Annotated in this window: 12 protein-coding genes and 1 tRNA gene; 6 read left to right on the top strand and 7 right to left on the bottom strand. The window is 71.3% G+C overall.

What is annotated here, in order from left to right; translation table 11 throughout:
- The first annotated feature begins 82 nt into the window (after positions 1 to 82).
- Complete coding sequence (locus tag AOM07_RS11670) at positions 83 to 601, top strand: HutD family protein (protein ID WP_169748157.1); 519 nt, start codon at positions 83 to 85, stop codon at positions 599 to 601.
- Between the two features lie 52 nt (positions 602 to 653).
- Here the strand turns inward: AOM07_RS11670 and AOM07_RS11665 are convergent, their stop codons facing one another.
- The 6 genes from AOM07_RS11665 to AOM07_RS11640 all read right to left on the bottom strand — a co-directional run bounded on the left by AOM07_RS11665 (position 654) and on the right by AOM07_RS11640 (position 5,787).
- Positions 654 to 1,874, bottom strand: coding sequence for a M20 metallopeptidase family protein (locus AOM07_RS11665; RefSeq protein ID WP_062313984.1), 1,221 nt, complete (start codon positions 1,872 to 1,874; stop codon positions 654 to 656).
- Positions 1,871 to 3,367 (bottom strand): MFS transporter, encoded by a 1,497-nt coding sequence (locus AOM07_RS11660; RefSeq protein WP_062313982.1) that lies wholly within the window; start codon positions 3,365 to 3,367, stop codon positions 1,871 to 1,873. Before AOM07_RS11660 ends, AOM07_RS11665 begins: the two co-directional genes overlap by 4 nt.
- 1 nt (position 3,368) lies before the next feature.
- Positions 3,369 to 3,980 (bottom strand): TetR-like C-terminal domain-containing protein, encoded by a 612-nt coding sequence (locus tag AOM07_RS11655; RefSeq protein WP_062313980.1) that lies wholly within the window; start codon positions 3,978 to 3,980, stop codon positions 3,369 to 3,371.
- A 155-nt stretch (positions 3,981 to 4,135) separates the two neighbouring features.
- Positions 4,136 to 4,223, bottom strand: a tRNA-Ser gene (locus AOM07_RS11650).
- A 34-nt stretch (positions 4,224 to 4,257) separates the two neighbouring features.
- Complete coding sequence (locus AOM07_RS11645) at positions 4,258 to 5,355, bottom strand: FUSC family protein (protein ID WP_062313978.1); 1,098 nt, start codon at positions 5,353 to 5,355, stop codon at positions 4,258 to 4,260.
- Entirely contained in the window at positions 5,356 to 5,787 is a 432-nt protein-coding gene (locus tag AOM07_RS11640) for a nucleoside deaminase (RefSeq protein WP_062313976.1), read from the bottom strand.
- Positions 5,788 to 5,873: 86 nt separating this feature from the next.
- On the opposite strand from AOM07_RS11640, the gene upp reads away from it, so the two are divergent.
- The 5 genes from upp to AOM07_RS11615 all read left to right on the top strand — a co-directional run bounded on the left by upp (position 5,874) and on the right by AOM07_RS11615 (position 12,995).
- Positions 5,874 to 6,515, top strand: coding sequence for a uracil phosphoribosyltransferase (gene upp, locus AOM07_RS11635; RefSeq protein WP_062313974.1), 642 nt, complete (start codon positions 5,874 to 5,876; stop codon positions 6,513 to 6,515).
- A gap of 424 nt (positions 6,516 to 6,939) precedes the next feature.
- The gene (locus AOM07_RS11630; protein ID WP_439644923.1) at positions 6,940 to 9,894 is read left to right on the top strand and encodes a ribonucleoside-diphosphate reductase subunit alpha; all 2,955 of its coding nucleotides are present in this window, start codon (positions 6,940 to 6,942) and stop codon (positions 9,892 to 9,894) included.
- Between the two features lie 31 nt (positions 9,895 to 9,925).
- Positions 9,926 to 10,915 (top strand): ribonucleotide-diphosphate reductase subunit beta, encoded by a 990-nt coding sequence (locus AOM07_RS11625; RefSeq protein WP_062313972.1) that lies wholly within the window; start codon positions 9,926 to 9,928, stop codon positions 10,913 to 10,915.
- 170 nt (positions 10,916 to 11,085) lie between these two features.
- The gene (locus AOM07_RS11620; protein ID WP_369401224.1) at positions 11,086 to 12,336 is read left to right on the top strand and encodes a multidrug effflux MFS transporter; all 1,251 of its coding nucleotides are present in this window, start codon (positions 11,086 to 11,088) and stop codon (positions 12,334 to 12,336) included.
- Between the two features lie 50 nt (positions 12,337 to 12,386).
- A complete protein-coding gene (locus AOM07_RS11615) occupies positions 12,387 to 12,995 on the top strand; it encodes a DJ-1/PfpI family protein (RefSeq protein ID WP_062313970.1) in 609 nt (202 codons plus the stop codon).
- Between the two features lie 37 nt (positions 12,996 to 13,032).
- Here the strand turns inward: AOM07_RS11615 and AOM07_RS11610 are convergent, their stop codons facing one another.
- The gene (locus AOM07_RS11610; protein ID WP_062313967.1) at positions 13,033 to 16,050 is read right to left on the bottom strand and encodes a sigma-70 family RNA polymerase sigma factor; all 3,018 of its coding nucleotides are present in this window, start codon (positions 16,048 to 16,050) and stop codon (positions 13,033 to 13,035) included.
- Between the last annotated feature and the right edge of the window lie 151 nt (positions 16,051 to 16,201).

Below are 16,201 nucleotides of genomic sequence, written 5' to 3'. Positions count from 1 at the left end.
GAGCGTACCGGCGCGGATGCGCGGGAGGCCGCGGGACGATGCGCGTCGCGCCCGGCTCGGGACGCCTGGGAGGATGGCCGGCATGCGTGAGCCCTCCGCCACCGTCGCCCGCATGTTCGCCGCGCAGCCGCGCGTCGCGTGGTTCAACGGCGCCGGCTTCACCACCGAGCTCGTGTCCTTCGACGACAGCGCGCGCCTCTGGCCCGACCTTGCGCCGTGGCGCCTCAGCGTCGCGGAGCTGACGCGCACCGGCCCGTTCTCGCCCGTCCCCGGCGTGACCCGCAGCTTCTGCCCGGTGGGCGGGGACGTGGTCCTGCGCGTGGACGGACGTGAGACCCGCGTCGGCGAGCTTGAGGTCCTGACCTTCGACGGCGGCGCGGACACCGCGCTGGTCGAGCTGCTGCGCGCCTGCCACGCGGTCAACCTCATGAGCCGGGACGACGCGCGGGATCAGGTGTCGATGCGGCATGACCGGGGGCCCGCGTCCGGTGCCGGCCTCGCGGTGATCGCGCTCGAGGGCGACAGACGCTTCGACGTCCTCGCCCCGCCCGACGACGTCGCCGTGCCGCGGCTGCGCATCGAGCGGTCCGCGCAGGCCTGAGACGCGACGAGGGTCCGGCGGCTGTCGCCGGACCCTCGTCGTCTGTCGGTTCCTATCCCCGTGCGGTCCTCGCGAACGCGACGGTCGCCAGCGCGGCCGCCTGGTCGCCCAGCACCGCGTCGTCGAAGAGAACGCGCGGGGAGTGGTTGAACTCGGCGGTGGCCGGGTCGATGTCCGGCGGGGAGGCCATGAGCATGAGGAACGTGCCCGGCACCTCGTCGAGCACGAAGGAGAAGTCCTCCGAGCCCATCACCGGCGTCGGCATCGTCATGATCCGCCGTTCGCCGAAGACGCCGGCGAGCGTCTCGACCGTGAACGCGGTCTCTGCGGCATCGTTCACCGTGGCCGGGTAGTACTCCTCGAAGCGCACGTCCGCGGTGAGGCCGTGCGCGGCCGCGACGCCCTCGGCCACGCGGGGCAGGCCCTCCCTGAGCGTCTCGAGCGACGCGGCGGACATGAAGCGGACCGTCGCGCCGAGGTCGACCTGCTCGGGGATGACGTTGATGGCGCCCTCGCCAGTGCTCATGCGGGTCACCGAGAGCACTACCGGGTCGAACGCGTCGAAGCTTCGCGTGACGAAGCTCTGGAGCGCGAGCACGATCTCCGCCGCTGCGGGCACCGGGTCGAGCGCGTGCTGGGGCTGCGAGCCGTGGCCACCGCGGCCGTTCACGGTGACGTGCAGCGTGGCCGCTCCCGCCATGACCGGACCCGGGCGGGTCCCGAAGACGCCGCGCGGCCCGGGCGCCATGTGGATCGCGTACGCGCCGACTGGCCTGTCCCCGGCGGCGTCGAGGAGCCCCTCGTCGATCATGACCTTCGCGCCGCCGTCGCCCTCCTCGCCGGGCTGGAACATGAAGATGACCGAGCCGGCGAGCCGGTCACGGTGCGCCGCGAGGAGCCGCGCCGCGCCCACGAGTCCCGCGGTGTGGAGATCGTGACCGCACGCGTGCATCGCGCCGTTGGTCGAGGCGTAGTCGAGTCCCGTGGCCTCGTCCAGCGGCAGGGCATCCATGTCGCCGCGGAGGAGCACGGTCGGACCGGGCAGGGCGCCGCGCAGCACCGCGACGACGGAGGTGGTCGCCGTGCCCGTGGTGATCTCGAGCGGGAGGCCCTCGAGCGCCTCGAGCACCTTCGCCTGCGTGCGCGGAAGGTCGAGGCCCAGCTCGGGGTCGGCGTGCAGCGCGCGCCGCAGCGCGACCAGCTCGGGCAGGATCTCAGCCGCGTCGGCAGCGAAGTCGGGTGCGGTCGTCAGGACCGCTTCGGTGGTGGTCATCGGGCTGCGCCCTCCATCTCCTTCTCATCGGCCTCGGGGGACTCGTCGGCGGACGCCTCGCCGAGCGCGTGGGCGTCGGTGACCGTCTCGTCCGCGGACATCCGCATCGTGCCGAGTGCGATCGCGACGACCACGAAGGCGGCGGCGGAGAAGGTCCAGATGGCCACGTAGCCGCCCACGGAGGAGGCGAGGTCGCCCACCGGCGTGAACGCGGTGAGCAGGACCGCGAACACTGCGCCCGCGGCGGCGCCACCGAGCGTGCGGAGCGAGTTGTAGATGCCTGCCGCGATGCCCGTCTGGTCGCTCGGCGCGGCCTCGGCGATGAGTGCCGGCAGTGCGCCCATGAGCAGGCCCATGCCGATGCCGCCGACGAGCGCGAAGAGGTACATGTGCCACATCGCGCTGTGCATCCCGATCTGGAACGCCCAGGCGCCTGCGGCGAGCGCAGCTCCAGTCACCAGGACCGCGCGCATGCCGATCCGCCGTGCGATCGGGGCGAACGCGCCGGCACCCACGGTGGCCATGATCATGAGCAGGCCCATGACGGCCGAGACGGTGCCGGGCGCGGCCGCGAAGCCGTAGCCGACCTCCGCCGGGTCGGCCGCGAGGAAGGTCGTGATGGGGGTCTGGGTGCCGAAGAGCACCATGCCGAAGAGGAAGGCCGCGAGGTACGCAGGTCCGAGCTTGGGCGAGACGACCATGCGCACGTCGATCGCGGGCGACTCCGAGCGGCGCTCCCAGGCGACCCATGCGACGAAGATCGCCACGGCGACCGCGAGCGTGATCAGCGTCGACGGTGCGCCGAAGCCGGCGTCGGAGGCCAGGTGGAGGCCGAACAGGAGGGCGATCATCGCGATGCCGATGCCGGCGAAGCCGACGCCGTCGAGGCGGACGCGCGTGCGCTCGGTCGACTCGGGCACCTTGAAGAACGCGGCGTACACGGCGACCAGGCCGAACACGACGGGGACGAGCAGCGTGGCGGTGAGCGACGGCATGGCACCGGCGATCATGCCGCTCGCGACCGTGCCGAGGATGAGGCCACCGGTGAGGAAGGACACGAGCAGGCCGATCGAGCTGCGCGCGGTGTCGCCCTTGATGCGGTTGTGGATCAGCGCGATCTCGAGCGGGAGCCACGCGGCCTCGGGGGCCGTGAGGAGGCGGCCGATCAGCATCGTCTCGTAGTTGGGGGCGAAGGCGGTGAGGAGGCCGCCGACGATGACCGCGACGACGGCGATGCGGAGGATCCGGCGGTGGCCGAACACGTCGCCCAGGCGCGACAGCAGCGGCACGCACACGGCGGCGCCGAGCGTCTGCACCGTGAGGAACCACGTGATGTCGGCGTCGCTGACGCGCATGTGCTCGGCGATCTCGCCGAGCAGCGGCGGGTAGAAGCCCTGGGCGAAGCCCGAGGCGAGCTCGCAGAGCAGGAGGAAGCCGACGACGACGCGCGGCGAGAGCCGTCGCATCGAGCCGGTCGCGGGGGCGGAGGTCATGTCAGTCCGTTCCTTCGGAGGCGTGGGGCAGTCGGGGAGGGGAGGTGAGGAGCGCGTCGATCAGCGCCAGGTACTGGCGCGGCTCGACGCGGACGCCCTCGATCGCGTGCCGGAGCAGGGTGAGCCCGGAGACCGCATCGAGGATGACGTCGGGGTCGACGTCGGAGGGGAGCTCGCCGCGGGTGATGGCGCGGTCGAGGATCCGCTCGCCGTGGCGGCGGCGGACCAGGAAGAGGGAGTCCCAGACCAGGGCGAAGACCTCAGGCTCGAGGATCGCGGACATCGCGCGGCCCGCGGCGACCCCCTTGCCCTCCTGGTTGCGCTGGTTCTGGAGCGCGTGCTCGAGGAGGTCGTCGCGGACCGACCCGGTGTCGGGGCATTCGCCGATCTCGGCGTGGGCGAGCACGATGGCCGCGACCAGGGCGGCCTTGTCGGCGTGGCGGCGGTAGATCGCGGCCTTGCCGCAGCCCGCCGCCTTCGCGACATGCTCGACACGCAGGGCGGCGTAGCCGTGCTCGTGGAGCAGGTCGAGGCCGACGTCGAGGATGCGGCGGCTGAGCTCCTCGTCAGCGGGGCGGCCAGCGGGCGTCGCGGCGTTCGTTGCGGGTGCCATGGCCCGAACATACGGAACGGACCGTTTCGTAAGTGTTACGGCCGGGTAACTCTTCGGGTGCGGCCCCGCGCGCGGGTCTCAGGAGCCCCCCGCGCATCGTCCCCGGGAACGAGAGAAGCCCTCCCCGAGAGTCTCGGGGAGGGCTTCCTCAACGGCGGTGACGGTGGGATTTGAACCCACGGTACGGGGTTACCGTACACAGCATTTCGAGTGCTGCACCTTCGGCCGCTCGGACACGTCACCGCGGAAGAGATTACAGGCATGTGAACGAAAAAACCTAATCGAGCCCTTTCGGGGGAGCATGCCTGCCGGCCGGGTCCGGGGGCGCCGGCGGATGTAGCAGGGCGGTTGCCACTGCAAGTCCTGCACCAAGTGCCGTATCGAGGATCCGCTCGCCCGTGACGGACAGGTCGCCGAGCTCTCCGGCGCTCGCGGTGACGATCACGAGGGCCATCGGCGTGACCGCCGCGACCGCGATCGCGTAGTGCCGCGTGATGCTCAGCTCGGTCACGTACTGCAGTGCGCCCAGCGTGAGGGCGAGCGCCAGCGGCGGCATCCCGGAGTACGCGATCGCGACGTACACGCCCACGCCGACCACGGTCCCGACGGCACGATGCAGGCCCCGCGTCACCGCCGGCCCGCGCCCGGGCACCACGCCCACGACGACGACGCCGGCCGCGACCGTCCAGTAGGCCCGGTCGGGGTCGACGTAGAGGAGCGACAGGGCGGTCCCGGCGATCGCGACGATCGCGGTGCGCATCACGAGCTCCCGCGCGCCGCGGTCCCACTCGGGCGGCGCGAGCAGCACTCGCAGCGGTCGCGGGCTCACCTGCCAGTGGACGCGGCGCACCAGCGGCGCGATGCTCGCGACCACGGCCCACGCGCAGCCCGCCGCGACGGTCCCGACGAGCACGAGCGGCGGCACCCCGCCGTTCACCGCGTGGCCGGACATCCCGTAGACGAGGATCGGGAACAGCGGACCCGGCGGCCCCAGCCGGTAGCCGTGCACCGCGATGCCGATGAGGATCGTGACCGTCACCAGGCCCAGCGCGGACAGCCACGTGTACGGCGCGAGCAGCGCGCCGAGCGCGCTCGTGAGCACGAGCACGAGGCCCGCGATCGGGCGCAGCCGCAGGCGCTCGAGGCGGGGCAGCGCCGCGAAGTAGGGCACCGTGAAGGCGCCGGTCGCGGCGATGAGCCCCAGGTCGATGCGGCCGACGGCGATGCCGACGAGGATCGGCACGGTGAGCACGATCGCGGCCTGGAGGGCGATGGGCCAGCGCGGCTCCTTGGCGGGCACGAGCGTGCCCAGGCTCACCACCGCGCGCCGCATCCCGTGGCGCCACACGTCGCGACGGCGGGGGTCCTCGCTCATCTAGCGCCGGGCCTCGAAGAACTCGGTGAGCAGCTCGGCGCACTCGTCCGCGCGCACGCCGGACACCACCTCGACCTTCGCGCCGATCCGCGCGTCGCGGACCACGTCCCACTGGGACCCGGTCGCGCCGGCCTTCTCGTCCCACGCCCCCAGCACGAGCCGCGGGACCCGGGCCTGCAGGATCGCGCCGGCGCACATGAGGCACGGCTCGAGCGTGACGACCATGGTGCAGCCGTCGAGGCGCCACGTTCCCAGGGACGATGCGGCGGCCCGGATCGCCTCGACCTCGGCGTGGGCGGACGGGTCGTGGGCGACCTCGCGCCGGTTGTGCCCGGTGCCGATGATGTCGCCGCCGGGCGAGAGCACGACCGCGCCGACCGGGACGTCGCCCGCCTCGCGCGCCTCGCGCGCCTGGACGAGCGCCTCGCCCATCGCGTCGTCCCACCGGCCTCTCACGAGGTCAGGCTACCGGCGCATCGTCCCGGGCCATCGGCCGCTTCCCGCGATACCCTCGGACCATGCATCTGCACGTCGCCGATCACCCGCTCATCCGTCACAAGGTCACCGTCCTGCGGGACAAGAAGACCCCGTCGCCGACGTTCCGTCAGCTGGTCGACGAGCTCGTCACGCTGCTCGCGTACGAGGCGACGCGCGAGGTGCGCGTCCAGGAGTGCGAGGTGGAGACCCCGCTCACGACGACCACGGGCACCAAGATCGCGGACCCGGCGCCCATCATCGTGCCGATCCTGCGCGCCGGCCTCGGCATGCTCGACGGCATGACCCGGCTGCTGCCCAGCGCCGAGGTGGGCTTCCTGGGGCTCAAGCGCGACGAGGAGACGCTCGAGGCGATCACGTACGCGAACCGCCTCCCCGAGGACCTCACGGGCCGCCAGGTCTTCCTCATCGACCCGATGCTCGCCACCGGCGGCTCGCTCGTCATGGCGATCGAGTACGTGCTCGAGCGCGGCGCGACCGACGTCACCTGCGTGTGCCTGCTCGCGGCCCCCGAGGGCATCGCGCACGTCCAGGAGAAGGTGGGCGACCGCGCCGACGTCTCCGTGGTGGTCGCGCAGGTCGACGAGAAGCTCGACCAGAACGGCTACATCGTGCCGGGCCTCGGCGACGCGGGCGACCGGCTCTACGGCATCGTCGACCTGTAGCCTCCACGCCTTCCGAAGCGCCGCATCGTCCCGGTGGACGATGCGGCGCTTCGTCATCCCCGGGGGGTCCGGCGGGCGGGCGGCGAGCCTCGTTGTCAGACCCCGGTGAGACCCTCGAAGAGTGGTCCCGGATCGGCGGTCCCACAGTGTTCAACAGGCCTCGGCCCGTCGTCCACACGACACGCCGAGGTGTCCACAGGCTTTACACAAGGTTCTCCACAGAACCACAAGATGTGGTGGCGAACTCCGGAATCGCCCCCAATATCTTGTTGCACACGGGTGTAGTTCGCGTTAGGTTCGGGGGTGCGCCTCGGAGCTGACGACGCCGGTGGATCTCCCGGAATCCGCCGCCACCCGGGTGCCACGTGTCACTGTTCCGACGGGGTCCCCGAACGGCCCATCGGGACGAATCGAGGGGAGCATCGTGACCATCACCGAGAACACCGCAGCGGCGCAGGCCGGCGCCACCGGGGCCGTCCCCGTCGTGGCCGCCGGGATCCAGGTCACCAAGCGTGACGGCACGCGCGAGCCGTACAACGCCGACCGCATCAACAAGGCGATCGAGCGCGCGGCCGAGGGCCTGCCCGACCAGATCTCGATGACCACGCAGATCGCGACCGAGCTCGCGATCACCCTGTTCGACGGCATCACCACCGAGCAGCTCGACGAGGCCGCCATCGGCGTGGCCGTGCAGAACGTCAAGGACGACCCGCAGTTCGACATCGTCGCGTCGCGGCTCCTGCGCAAGGTCATCTACAAGCGCGTGCTCGGCGGCTACGACACCGAGCTCGAGCTCGCGCTGCTCCACCAGGCGCGCTTCCCGGGCTACATCCGCGACGCGGTCGAGGACGGGCTCCTCGACCCGCGCCTCACGGAGCTGTTCGACCTCGACGCGCTCGCGGCGGCCCTCGACCACACGCGCGACGACCTCATGCGCTACATCGGCACCGTCACGATGCGCAACCGCTACATGATCACGGACCGCCACGGCAAGGCGCTCGAGGTGCCCCAGTACTTCTGGATGCGCGTCGCGATGGGCCTGTCGCTCAACGAGGCGGACCCGACCGCGCACGCGCTCGCGTTCTACGACAAGATCTCGCGCCTCGACTACCTGCCGGCCGGCTCGACGCTGGTCAACGCGGGCACCTCGTACCCCCAGCTCTCCAACTGCTTCGTCATGCAGATGGAGGACGACATCGAGCACATCGCCAAGTCCGTCCGCGACGTCATGTGGCTGACGAAGGGCACGGGCGGCATCGGCCTGTCGGTGACCAAGCTGCGCTCCGAGGGCTCGCCGATCCGCTCGAACAACACCACCTCGACCGGGCCGATCCCGTTCATGCACACCATCGACTCGACGCTGCGCGCGGTGAGCCGCGGCGGCAAGAAGTTCGGCGCGCTGTGCTTCTACATGGAGAACTGGCACCTCGACTTCCACCAGTTCCTCGACCTGCGCCAGAACTCCGGCGACCCGTACCGCCGCACCCGCACCGCGAACACCGCCGTGTGGATCTCGGACGAGTTCATGAAGCGCGTCGAGGCGGACAGCGACTGGTACCTCTTCGACCCGGCCGAGACGCCCGACCTCGTCGAGCTCACCGGCGCGGCCTTCTCGAAGCGCTACGCGGAGTACGTCGCGCAGGCGGAGGCCGGCAGGATGCGGTCGTTCAAGAAGATGAAGGCGCGCGAGCAGTACAAGTCGATCCTCATCATGCTCCAGACCACGTCGCACCCCTGGCTCACGTGGAAGGACACGATCAACAACCGCGCCCTCAACACGAACACGGGCACGATCCACCTGTCGAACCTCTGCACCGAGATCTGCCTGCCGCAGGACCGCGACAACATCGCCGTCTGCAACCTCGCGTCGGTCAACCTCCCACAGCACCTGGTCGAAGGCAAGATCGACTGGGACCGCATGAAGGACTCGGTGCGCCTGGCCGTCCGCCAGCTCGACAACCTCGTCGACATCACGCTGTCCTCGGTGCCCGAGTCGGAGTTTGCGAACCGCGAGAACCGCGCGATCGGCCTGGGCGTCATGGGCTTCACCGACATCACGGAGCGCCTCGGCCTCGCGTACGAGTCGGAGGAGTCGTACGCGCTCATCGACGAGATCGTCGAGTTCGTGTCCTTCCACGCGATCGACGCCTCGGCGGACCTCGCGCGCGAGCGCGGCGCGTACAACAACTTCGCGGGCTCGGGCTGGTCGCAGGGCAAGGTGCCGTTCGACACCATCGCGGAGACCGAGCAGGACCGCGGCGTCCCGATCGAGGTCGACCGCACCACGCGCCAGGACTGGGAGTCGCTGCGCGAGAAGGTCAGGGGCGGCATCCGCAACGCGACCCTCATGGCCGTCGCCCCGACCGCGTCGATCGGCCTCGTCGCCGGCGTCACGCCCGGCTTCGACCCGCAGTTCTCGCAGATCTTCTCCCGCGCCACGTCCTCGGGGAAGTTCCTCGAGGTCAACCGCAACCTGGTCAAGGACCTGCAGGACCTCGGCCTGTGGGAGGACGTCCGCGACCGCCTGCTCGAGGTCCAGGGCGACCTGTCGCAGATCGACGAGGTCCCGCAGCACCTCAAGGACGTCTACAAGACCTCCTTCCAGCTCTCGCCGTACGCCTTCATCGAGGTCGCGGCGCGCGCCCAGAAGTGGATCGACCAGGCGATCAGCCGGAACATCTACCTCGAGGACCGCGACGTCGACAACATGATGGCGCTGTACGCGGCCGCCTGGAAGCGCGGCGTCAAGACCACGTACTACCTCCACATGAAGCCGCGCCACACCGCCGAGCAGTCGACGGTGCGCGTCAACAAGACCGAGAAGATCAACTCGACCGGCAATGCGGCGGGCCGCCCCGCCGCCGGGGGCTCGTCCGGCCCGGCCCGCCGAGGCTTCGGCGCCGCGCGGAAGGGATTCGGCGCTGCCAAGGCGTCCGCGCCCGCCGCGCCGGTCGCCGATGCGGTCGTCGAGCCGGCGGTCGAGGCTCCGGCGGCCGAGGCCCGGCCCGTCGCCCGCGGCTTCGGCGCCGTCAGGCCCGCCGAGCCCGCCGCCGTGACCGCGCCCGTCGAGACCGTCGAGGCCGCGCCGGCCACCGGCGCGGTCCAGGCGCCCGCCGAGGTCCTCGCGGGCGTCGCCGCCACCGCCTTCGCAGCCGCTCCCCAGGAGCAGCCCGAGGTGCCGCCGGCCACGCTCCCGGAGACCGCGACCGAGACGGCGGAGGCCGCCGCGCCGGCGGGCCACGAGCCCGCTGCGGTTGCGCCGGCGGGCGCGTCGCTGCTCAATGTGGTGGAGACCGTCGACGGGGACACGGAGATGGTGGGCGGCGTCGCCTGCCCCGTGGACCCCATGGAGCGCCTCCAGTGCGAGTCGTGCCAGTAAGCGAAGCGTCAGAACAGGAGACTTGAGAACGATGGGCATTCTCGGCAGCGGCGTGCAGGACGGGCTCCTGCTCAAGCCGATCACCTACCCCTGGGCCTACGACCTGTACAACCAGGCGGTCGCCAACACGTGGTTCCCCAACGAGATCCAGCTCGGCGAGGACCTCGCGGACTTCAAGAAGATGACCGACGAGGAGAAGCACGCCATCACGTACCTGATGTCGTACTTCAACCCGAACGAGCTGCTCGTCAACAAGGCGCTCGCGTTCGGCGTCTACCCCTACATCAACGCCCCGGAGGGCCACCTCTACCTGGCGAAGCAGATGTGGGAGGAGGCCAACCACTGCATGTCTTTCGAGTATGTCCTCGAGACGTTCCCGATCGACCGCGAGGCCGCCTACGAGTCGCACGTCACGGTGCCGTCGATGGCTGCCAAGGAGGAGTTCGAGGTCAAGTTCATCCGCCGCATGACGGAGGAGACGCTCGACATCACGACGACCGAAGGCAAGAAGGACTTCATCCGCAACCTCGTCGCCTACAACATCATCCTCGAGGGCATCTGGTTCTACTCGGGCTTCATGGTCGCGCTGTCGTTCCGCCAGCGGAACCTGCTGCGCAACTTCGGCTCCCTCATGGACTGGATCATCCGCGACGAGTCGCTGCACCTCCAGTTCGGCATCAACCTCATCCTCACCGTGCTCGAGGAGAACGAGGACCTGCAGGACCCGGAGTTCGCCGAGGAGATCCGCCAGATGATCCTCGGCGCGGTCGAGATGGAGGAGCAGTACAACCGCGACCTCCTGCCCAAGGGCATCCTCGGCCTCAACGCCGACTACGTGAACCAGTACGTCAAGTACCTCGCGGACCGACGCCTCGAGGAGCTCGGCTTCGACGCGCACTACAACGTGTCGAACCCGGCGAAGTGGATGGCGACGGCCAACGACACGCTCCAGCTCGTCAACTTCTTCGAGGCCACCAACACCTCGTACGAGGTCAACGCCCAGGCCACCAAGAAGCAGTAGGAAACCACGGTAGACACGTGTCATGCAGCAGTTAGACTGACTGCACTCACATAGACGAGACGCCCGGAGCTGAGCGATCGCTCAGCTCCGGGCGTCTCGTCGTGTGCGCACCACCCCCCCTCCTCTTCGCGCCGCCCCAAGCGCGCCCACACGCAGAACGAAGGTCACCCGTGAGCGCCACCGTCACCACCGCGCCCGTCGTCGCACCGAGCCCCGGGCTCGCGATGCCGCGGAGCCAGAAGCTCCTGTACGTCGTCGTGCTCGGCGCACTCATCGCGCTCGGCCCGTTCACGATCGACATGTACCTGCCGGCCTTCCCGACGGTGGCGTCGGACCTCGCCGCCTCGGACGCCGCGATCCAGCTCACGCTGACCGCGACCACCATCGGCTTCGCGCTCGGCCAGCTCGTCGTCGGCCCCCTCAGCGACGCGTTCGGGCGCAAGAAGCCGCTCATCCTCGCGACGATCGTGCACATCCTCGCGTCCGCGTTCGTCGTCTTCGCGCCCACCGTCGAGTGGGTCATGGCGGGCCGCGTCCTCCAGGGCATCGGCGCCGCGGGCGGCGGCGTCGTCGCGATGGCCATGGTCCGCGACCTGTTCGCGGGCCAGGCGCTCATCCGGATGCTCGCGCGCATGGCGCTCGTGGTCGGCCTCGCGCCCGTGGCGGCGCCGGTCATCGGCTCGCAGCTGCTCAACTTCATGGACTGGCGCGGACTGTTCGTCGTGCTCGCGATCTACGGCACCGCGGTGGTCCTCGTGGTGAGCGGCGTCATCAAGGAGACGATGCCCGTCGAGCGTCGCGGCGGCGCCTCGCTCAGCGCGACGCGCGCCCGCTACGCGCACCTGCTCGGCGACGCGGCCTTCGTCGGAATCTCGCTCGTCGGCGCGCTGACCTTCGCGGCGCTGTTCTCGTACCTGTCGGCGTCGTCGTTCGTCCTCCAGGACGTCTTCGGCCTCAGCCCCCAGGAGTACGGCATCGTCTTCGCGATGAACTCGATCGGCCTCGTCATCGCGAACCAGGCGTCCGCGCGCCTCATGCGCGTGCTCGCCCCGCGCGCGGTCGCGACCGGCGGCCTCATCATCATGCTCACGGGCGCGATCCTCATCATCGCCGGCGACCTCATGGACCTCGGGCTGGTCGGCGTGCTCGTGCCGCTGTTCTTCGTGGTCGGGTCGATCGGCATCATCGGCCCCGCGGTCCAGATCACGGCGCTCGGCAACCACGGCGCTGAGGCCGGCACCGCGGCGTCGATGCTCGGCGCGCTCAACTTCGGCATCGCCGGCATCGTGTCGCCGCTCGTCGGCGCGATGGGCGTGTCCGTCATGTCGATGGCCGCCGTCATGGTGGGCTGCCTCGTCGTCGCGAACGCGATCTTCTGGATCGTGGTGCGCCCGCGCATCCAGACCACCGTCGTCGTCTGACCGTCGTCGCGTCGCGGCCCGAACCGCGTCCTGCTCGCTAGCGTGAGGTCATGACCACCCGCACGCTGATCCTGCTGTACGACGGCTTCGACCTCATCGACGCCGGCGGTCCGTACGAGGTGCTGCTGACCGCCTCGCGGCTGCTCCAGCGCGACGGACTCGCGCCCGAGTTCGAGGTGGTGCTGGCGACGCCCGGCGGCGGCGACGTCACCGCGTTCGGCGGGATGACGCTCACGCAGCTCGAGGACTCCGACCGGATCGAGGCCTGCGACGTGCTGCTGGTGCCGGGCACCATCGACGTCGCATGCGCGGTCGGGGACGGCGCCCTCATCGAGACGGTGGTGCGGCTGTCGCGAACCGCGGCGATGACGACGTCGGTGTGCACCGGCGCCTTCCTGCTGGCCCGCGCCGGCCTGCTGGACGGCGCTGCGGCCACCACGCATTGGGAGGACCTGTCGGACCTCGCCGCGTGCGGCGAGGTGGGCTCGGTCGTCGGCGACGTCCGCTGGGTCGACTCGGGCGCGGTGCTGACGAGCGGCGGGCTCACCTCGGGCATGCACCTCGCGCTGCACCTCGTGGCGCGGATCTCGGGCACCGACCTCGCGATGCGCACCGCACGCCAGCTCGACATGGACTGGAGCCCCGACCCCGCGCGCTGACCGCGTCGCGGGTGCCGCCTGCGCGGCGCCGATCCGCTCAGCTCTCGGCGGCGGCCTCGTCCGCGGGCTCGGCCGCGACCTCGGGCGTGAGGGTGACGACGAGCGAGCTCAGCAGGAACGCGTCGCTGTAGCCGCTGGAGACCTCCAGGCGGTGCACGCCGGCGTCCACGGTGCGCGTCTTGAACGGCTTCGCGTCGACGCCGAGCGCGTTGGCGAACGGCGAGCCGAAGGCCGTCGAGTCCGCGGCGTTGCCCGGGTTCCCGCCGATGGCGCCCTTGCCCGACCAGCCCCACGGGTTGAGCGTGTCGCCGTCGATCGCGAGGCGGTTGTCGTGCTTGCCGCGGTCGCCCTCGAAGGCGACCATGCTGACGTCCACGGCGGCGCGCTGGAGCGTGAGGAACGGCACCTCGACGGACGAGCCGAACATCCACTGGGTGCCGTCGAGCACCACCACCGTGGCCTCCGGAAGGTCGGGGTGCTCGTAGATCACGGTGATCGCGAAGCCCGCGTAGTAGTTGGGGAACACCGCGGCGAAGTCCTCCGGGAGGGCGATGTCCGCGAGCGCGTACGTGCCGTTGCCGCCGGCCGCGACCTGCTCGGTGATGTCCGCGGTCGCCTGGTAGTAGAGGTCGCCGCCGTCCCAGCTGGTCGCGACCTTGTCCGCCTCGACCTCGGCGTAGCCGCCCTCCGGCGTGCTCAGCCGCGCGACGTCGAGGTCGCCGGACCACGTGTCGAAGATGCCGCGGTTCGCCGACCACGTGAGCGTCGCGGAGAGCACCGTGGCGCCCTCGGGCAGCTGGTCCGTGCCGAGCACCGTCGTCGAGGAGCTCGCCTCGCCCTCGGCGAGGTTGAGCGGGCGCATCTTCTGCGTGTCGTTGTTGTAGCGCGAGTTCGCGTCCGAGCCGCGGAAGTCCATGACCGTCTGGCACTCGCGGACCGCGAGGTCGCAGCCGAGGAGCGGGGCGCCGACGACCGAGGCCGCGACGTGACCGGTCGCGTCGGCGCGGCTGTCGAGCGCCGCCTTGATGTCGGACAGGCCGGTGCGGACGCGGTACGTCACCGCGTCGTCGCCGGACGATGCCGTGAACTCCGTCCACGCGTCGTCGCCCAGGTCCGCGGTCGCCAGGATCGCGCCCAGGCCGAGGTCGATCGACGTGTCGCCGCCCGCATCGAGCGAGTCGAGGGCGCAGTCCGCCTCGGAGCGGTCCGCGGACAGCTCGCAGGTCCAGTCGCCGACCGACACGGTCGAGTCCGCGGCGAAGTCGAGGTAGCTGCTGATCGCCTCGGGGCCCAGGGGGGCGGTGCCGCCGCCGCCCGCCGCGGGCGCGGCGAACATGAGGCCGTCGGGGAGCACGATGCTCGCGGTCACGTCCGCGGCGGCGTCCTCGCCGCCGTTGCTGAGCTCCATGGAGATCGAGGGCGAGGTGCGCGAGATCGTGAGGTAGCTGAGCGGCGTCATGCCGATCGACAGCGCCGTGCGCGGGGTCGGCGTGGGGTCGCCGCCGTCGCCACCGTCGCCACCGTCGCCACCGTCGCCACCGTCACCACCACCGCCGGTGCCCGTGTCACCACCACCTGTGCCGGTGTCGCCGCCACCCGTGCCGGTGTCGCCACCGCCTGTGCCGGTGTCGCCGCCACCGGTACCCGTGTCGCCACCACCTGTGCCGGTGTCGCCACCGCCGGTACCCGTGCCCCCGTCGGTCGAGCCGCCGGTGGAGCCTCCGGTCGTTCCGTCGTCCGTCGATCCGCCGGTCGTACCGGTGTCACCGGTCGACCCGGTGTCACCGGAGGTGCCGTCGTCGAGCAGCGCGCCGGAGGCGCCGATGAACGTGTCGTCCCCGGCCTCGTCGTCGGGCGCGATCGTCGACTCGTCGCCGGGGGCCGTGGTGGCCTCGTCGGTCGGCTCGTCGGAGTCGTCCTCCGCGGGGCTCGGCGACGCGGACGCGCCGGCACCCGCCGCATCGTCCTCCTCGACGGGGTTCTCGACGCCGGCCGGCTGCGCGCCGGTGTCCTCGGGTCCGGCCTCGCCAATGATGCCCAGCACGCTCGCGCCGGTCATCACGAGGGAGACCACGCCGAGCGTCGCCGCGGCAGGAAGCGCCACGGCCGCGAGCCCGTTCGCGATGACGGCGATGCCGCCCGAGATGCCGCTGCCGCCGCCGGCCGCCGCACCGCCGCCGGCGGCACCGCCGCCCGCCGCGGACGAGGAGGCCGCGGCGGCGCCCTCGCCGAACACGCCGCCCACGGGCAGACCGCCCTCGAGCGCCTTGACGCCGAGGAGACCGAGGAACAGCGGGGCGATGACGGCGCGGAGGCCGCGGTTGACGTCCTCGAGCTCGGCCACCAGCGCGGTGCACTTGGCGCACGCCCGGACGTGCTCGTCGACGCGCGAGTGCTCGCGCTTGCTCAGCCCGCCGCGCACGTACGAGCCGAGCTGCGCGTTCGCCTCGAGGCAGTTGACGGTGTCGGCGGCGCCCAGGTGCTGCTGGAGGTAGGCCTGGCGGAGCGCCTCGCGGGCGCGGTAGGCGAGAGCGGCCACGCCGTTCGCGGACAGGCCCAGGAGCGGGGCGATGTCCTTGGGGCTCTTCTTCTCGACCTCGGTGTACCAGAGGACCGCGCGCCAGCGCTCGGGGAGCGAGCGGAAGGCGTCCGCGACCATCGACTGCTCGAACGTGTCGAGCGCGGGCTCGTCGGACCCGGCCTGGAAGCCGATGGCCGACTCGTAGGTCGACATGTCGTCGCGCGGCCGCGCGCGGTTCGCCTTCTCGATGACGTCGAGGCCGGTGCGGCGCACGATGGTGAAGAGGTAGGCGCGGAAGGCGAGGTCGGGGCCGTCGCCCTGCTGGAGCGCGCGGAGGATCCGGGAGAACGCCTCGGAGACCACGTCCTCCGCGTCGGCGGCGCTGTTGGTGTACTGCGCGGCGACCTTGCGGGCGGCGTCCGCGTGACGCTCGTAGAGCACGCCGAAGGCCGCCGGGTCGCCTGCGCGCACCCCGGCGATCAGCTCTGGGTCGCTGGACGTCTCCGTCCAGAGCGACAGCGCCTCCTGCGACATTCCGTGCTCGCTCCTGTAGCCGGATGGGTACCCGCATTCTTCCTGGTGCAGAAGGGGTGGGCAAGGAGGGTGAGGGGTTTGTCACACTTCGCGTCGCGGCGTCTCAGAAAAAAACTTGGAAAGTCGCGTCATCACGGTGTCATCGGCCCCT

Source organism: Demequina rhizosphaerae (genome assembly GCF_000971255.1).
Classification (GTDB): domain Bacteria; phylum Actinomycetota; class Actinomycetes; order Actinomycetales; family Demequinaceae; genus Demequina; species Demequina rhizosphaerae.
Note: the sequence above shows the minus strand (reverse complement) of the source record. Positions and strands in the feature narration are given on the sequence as shown.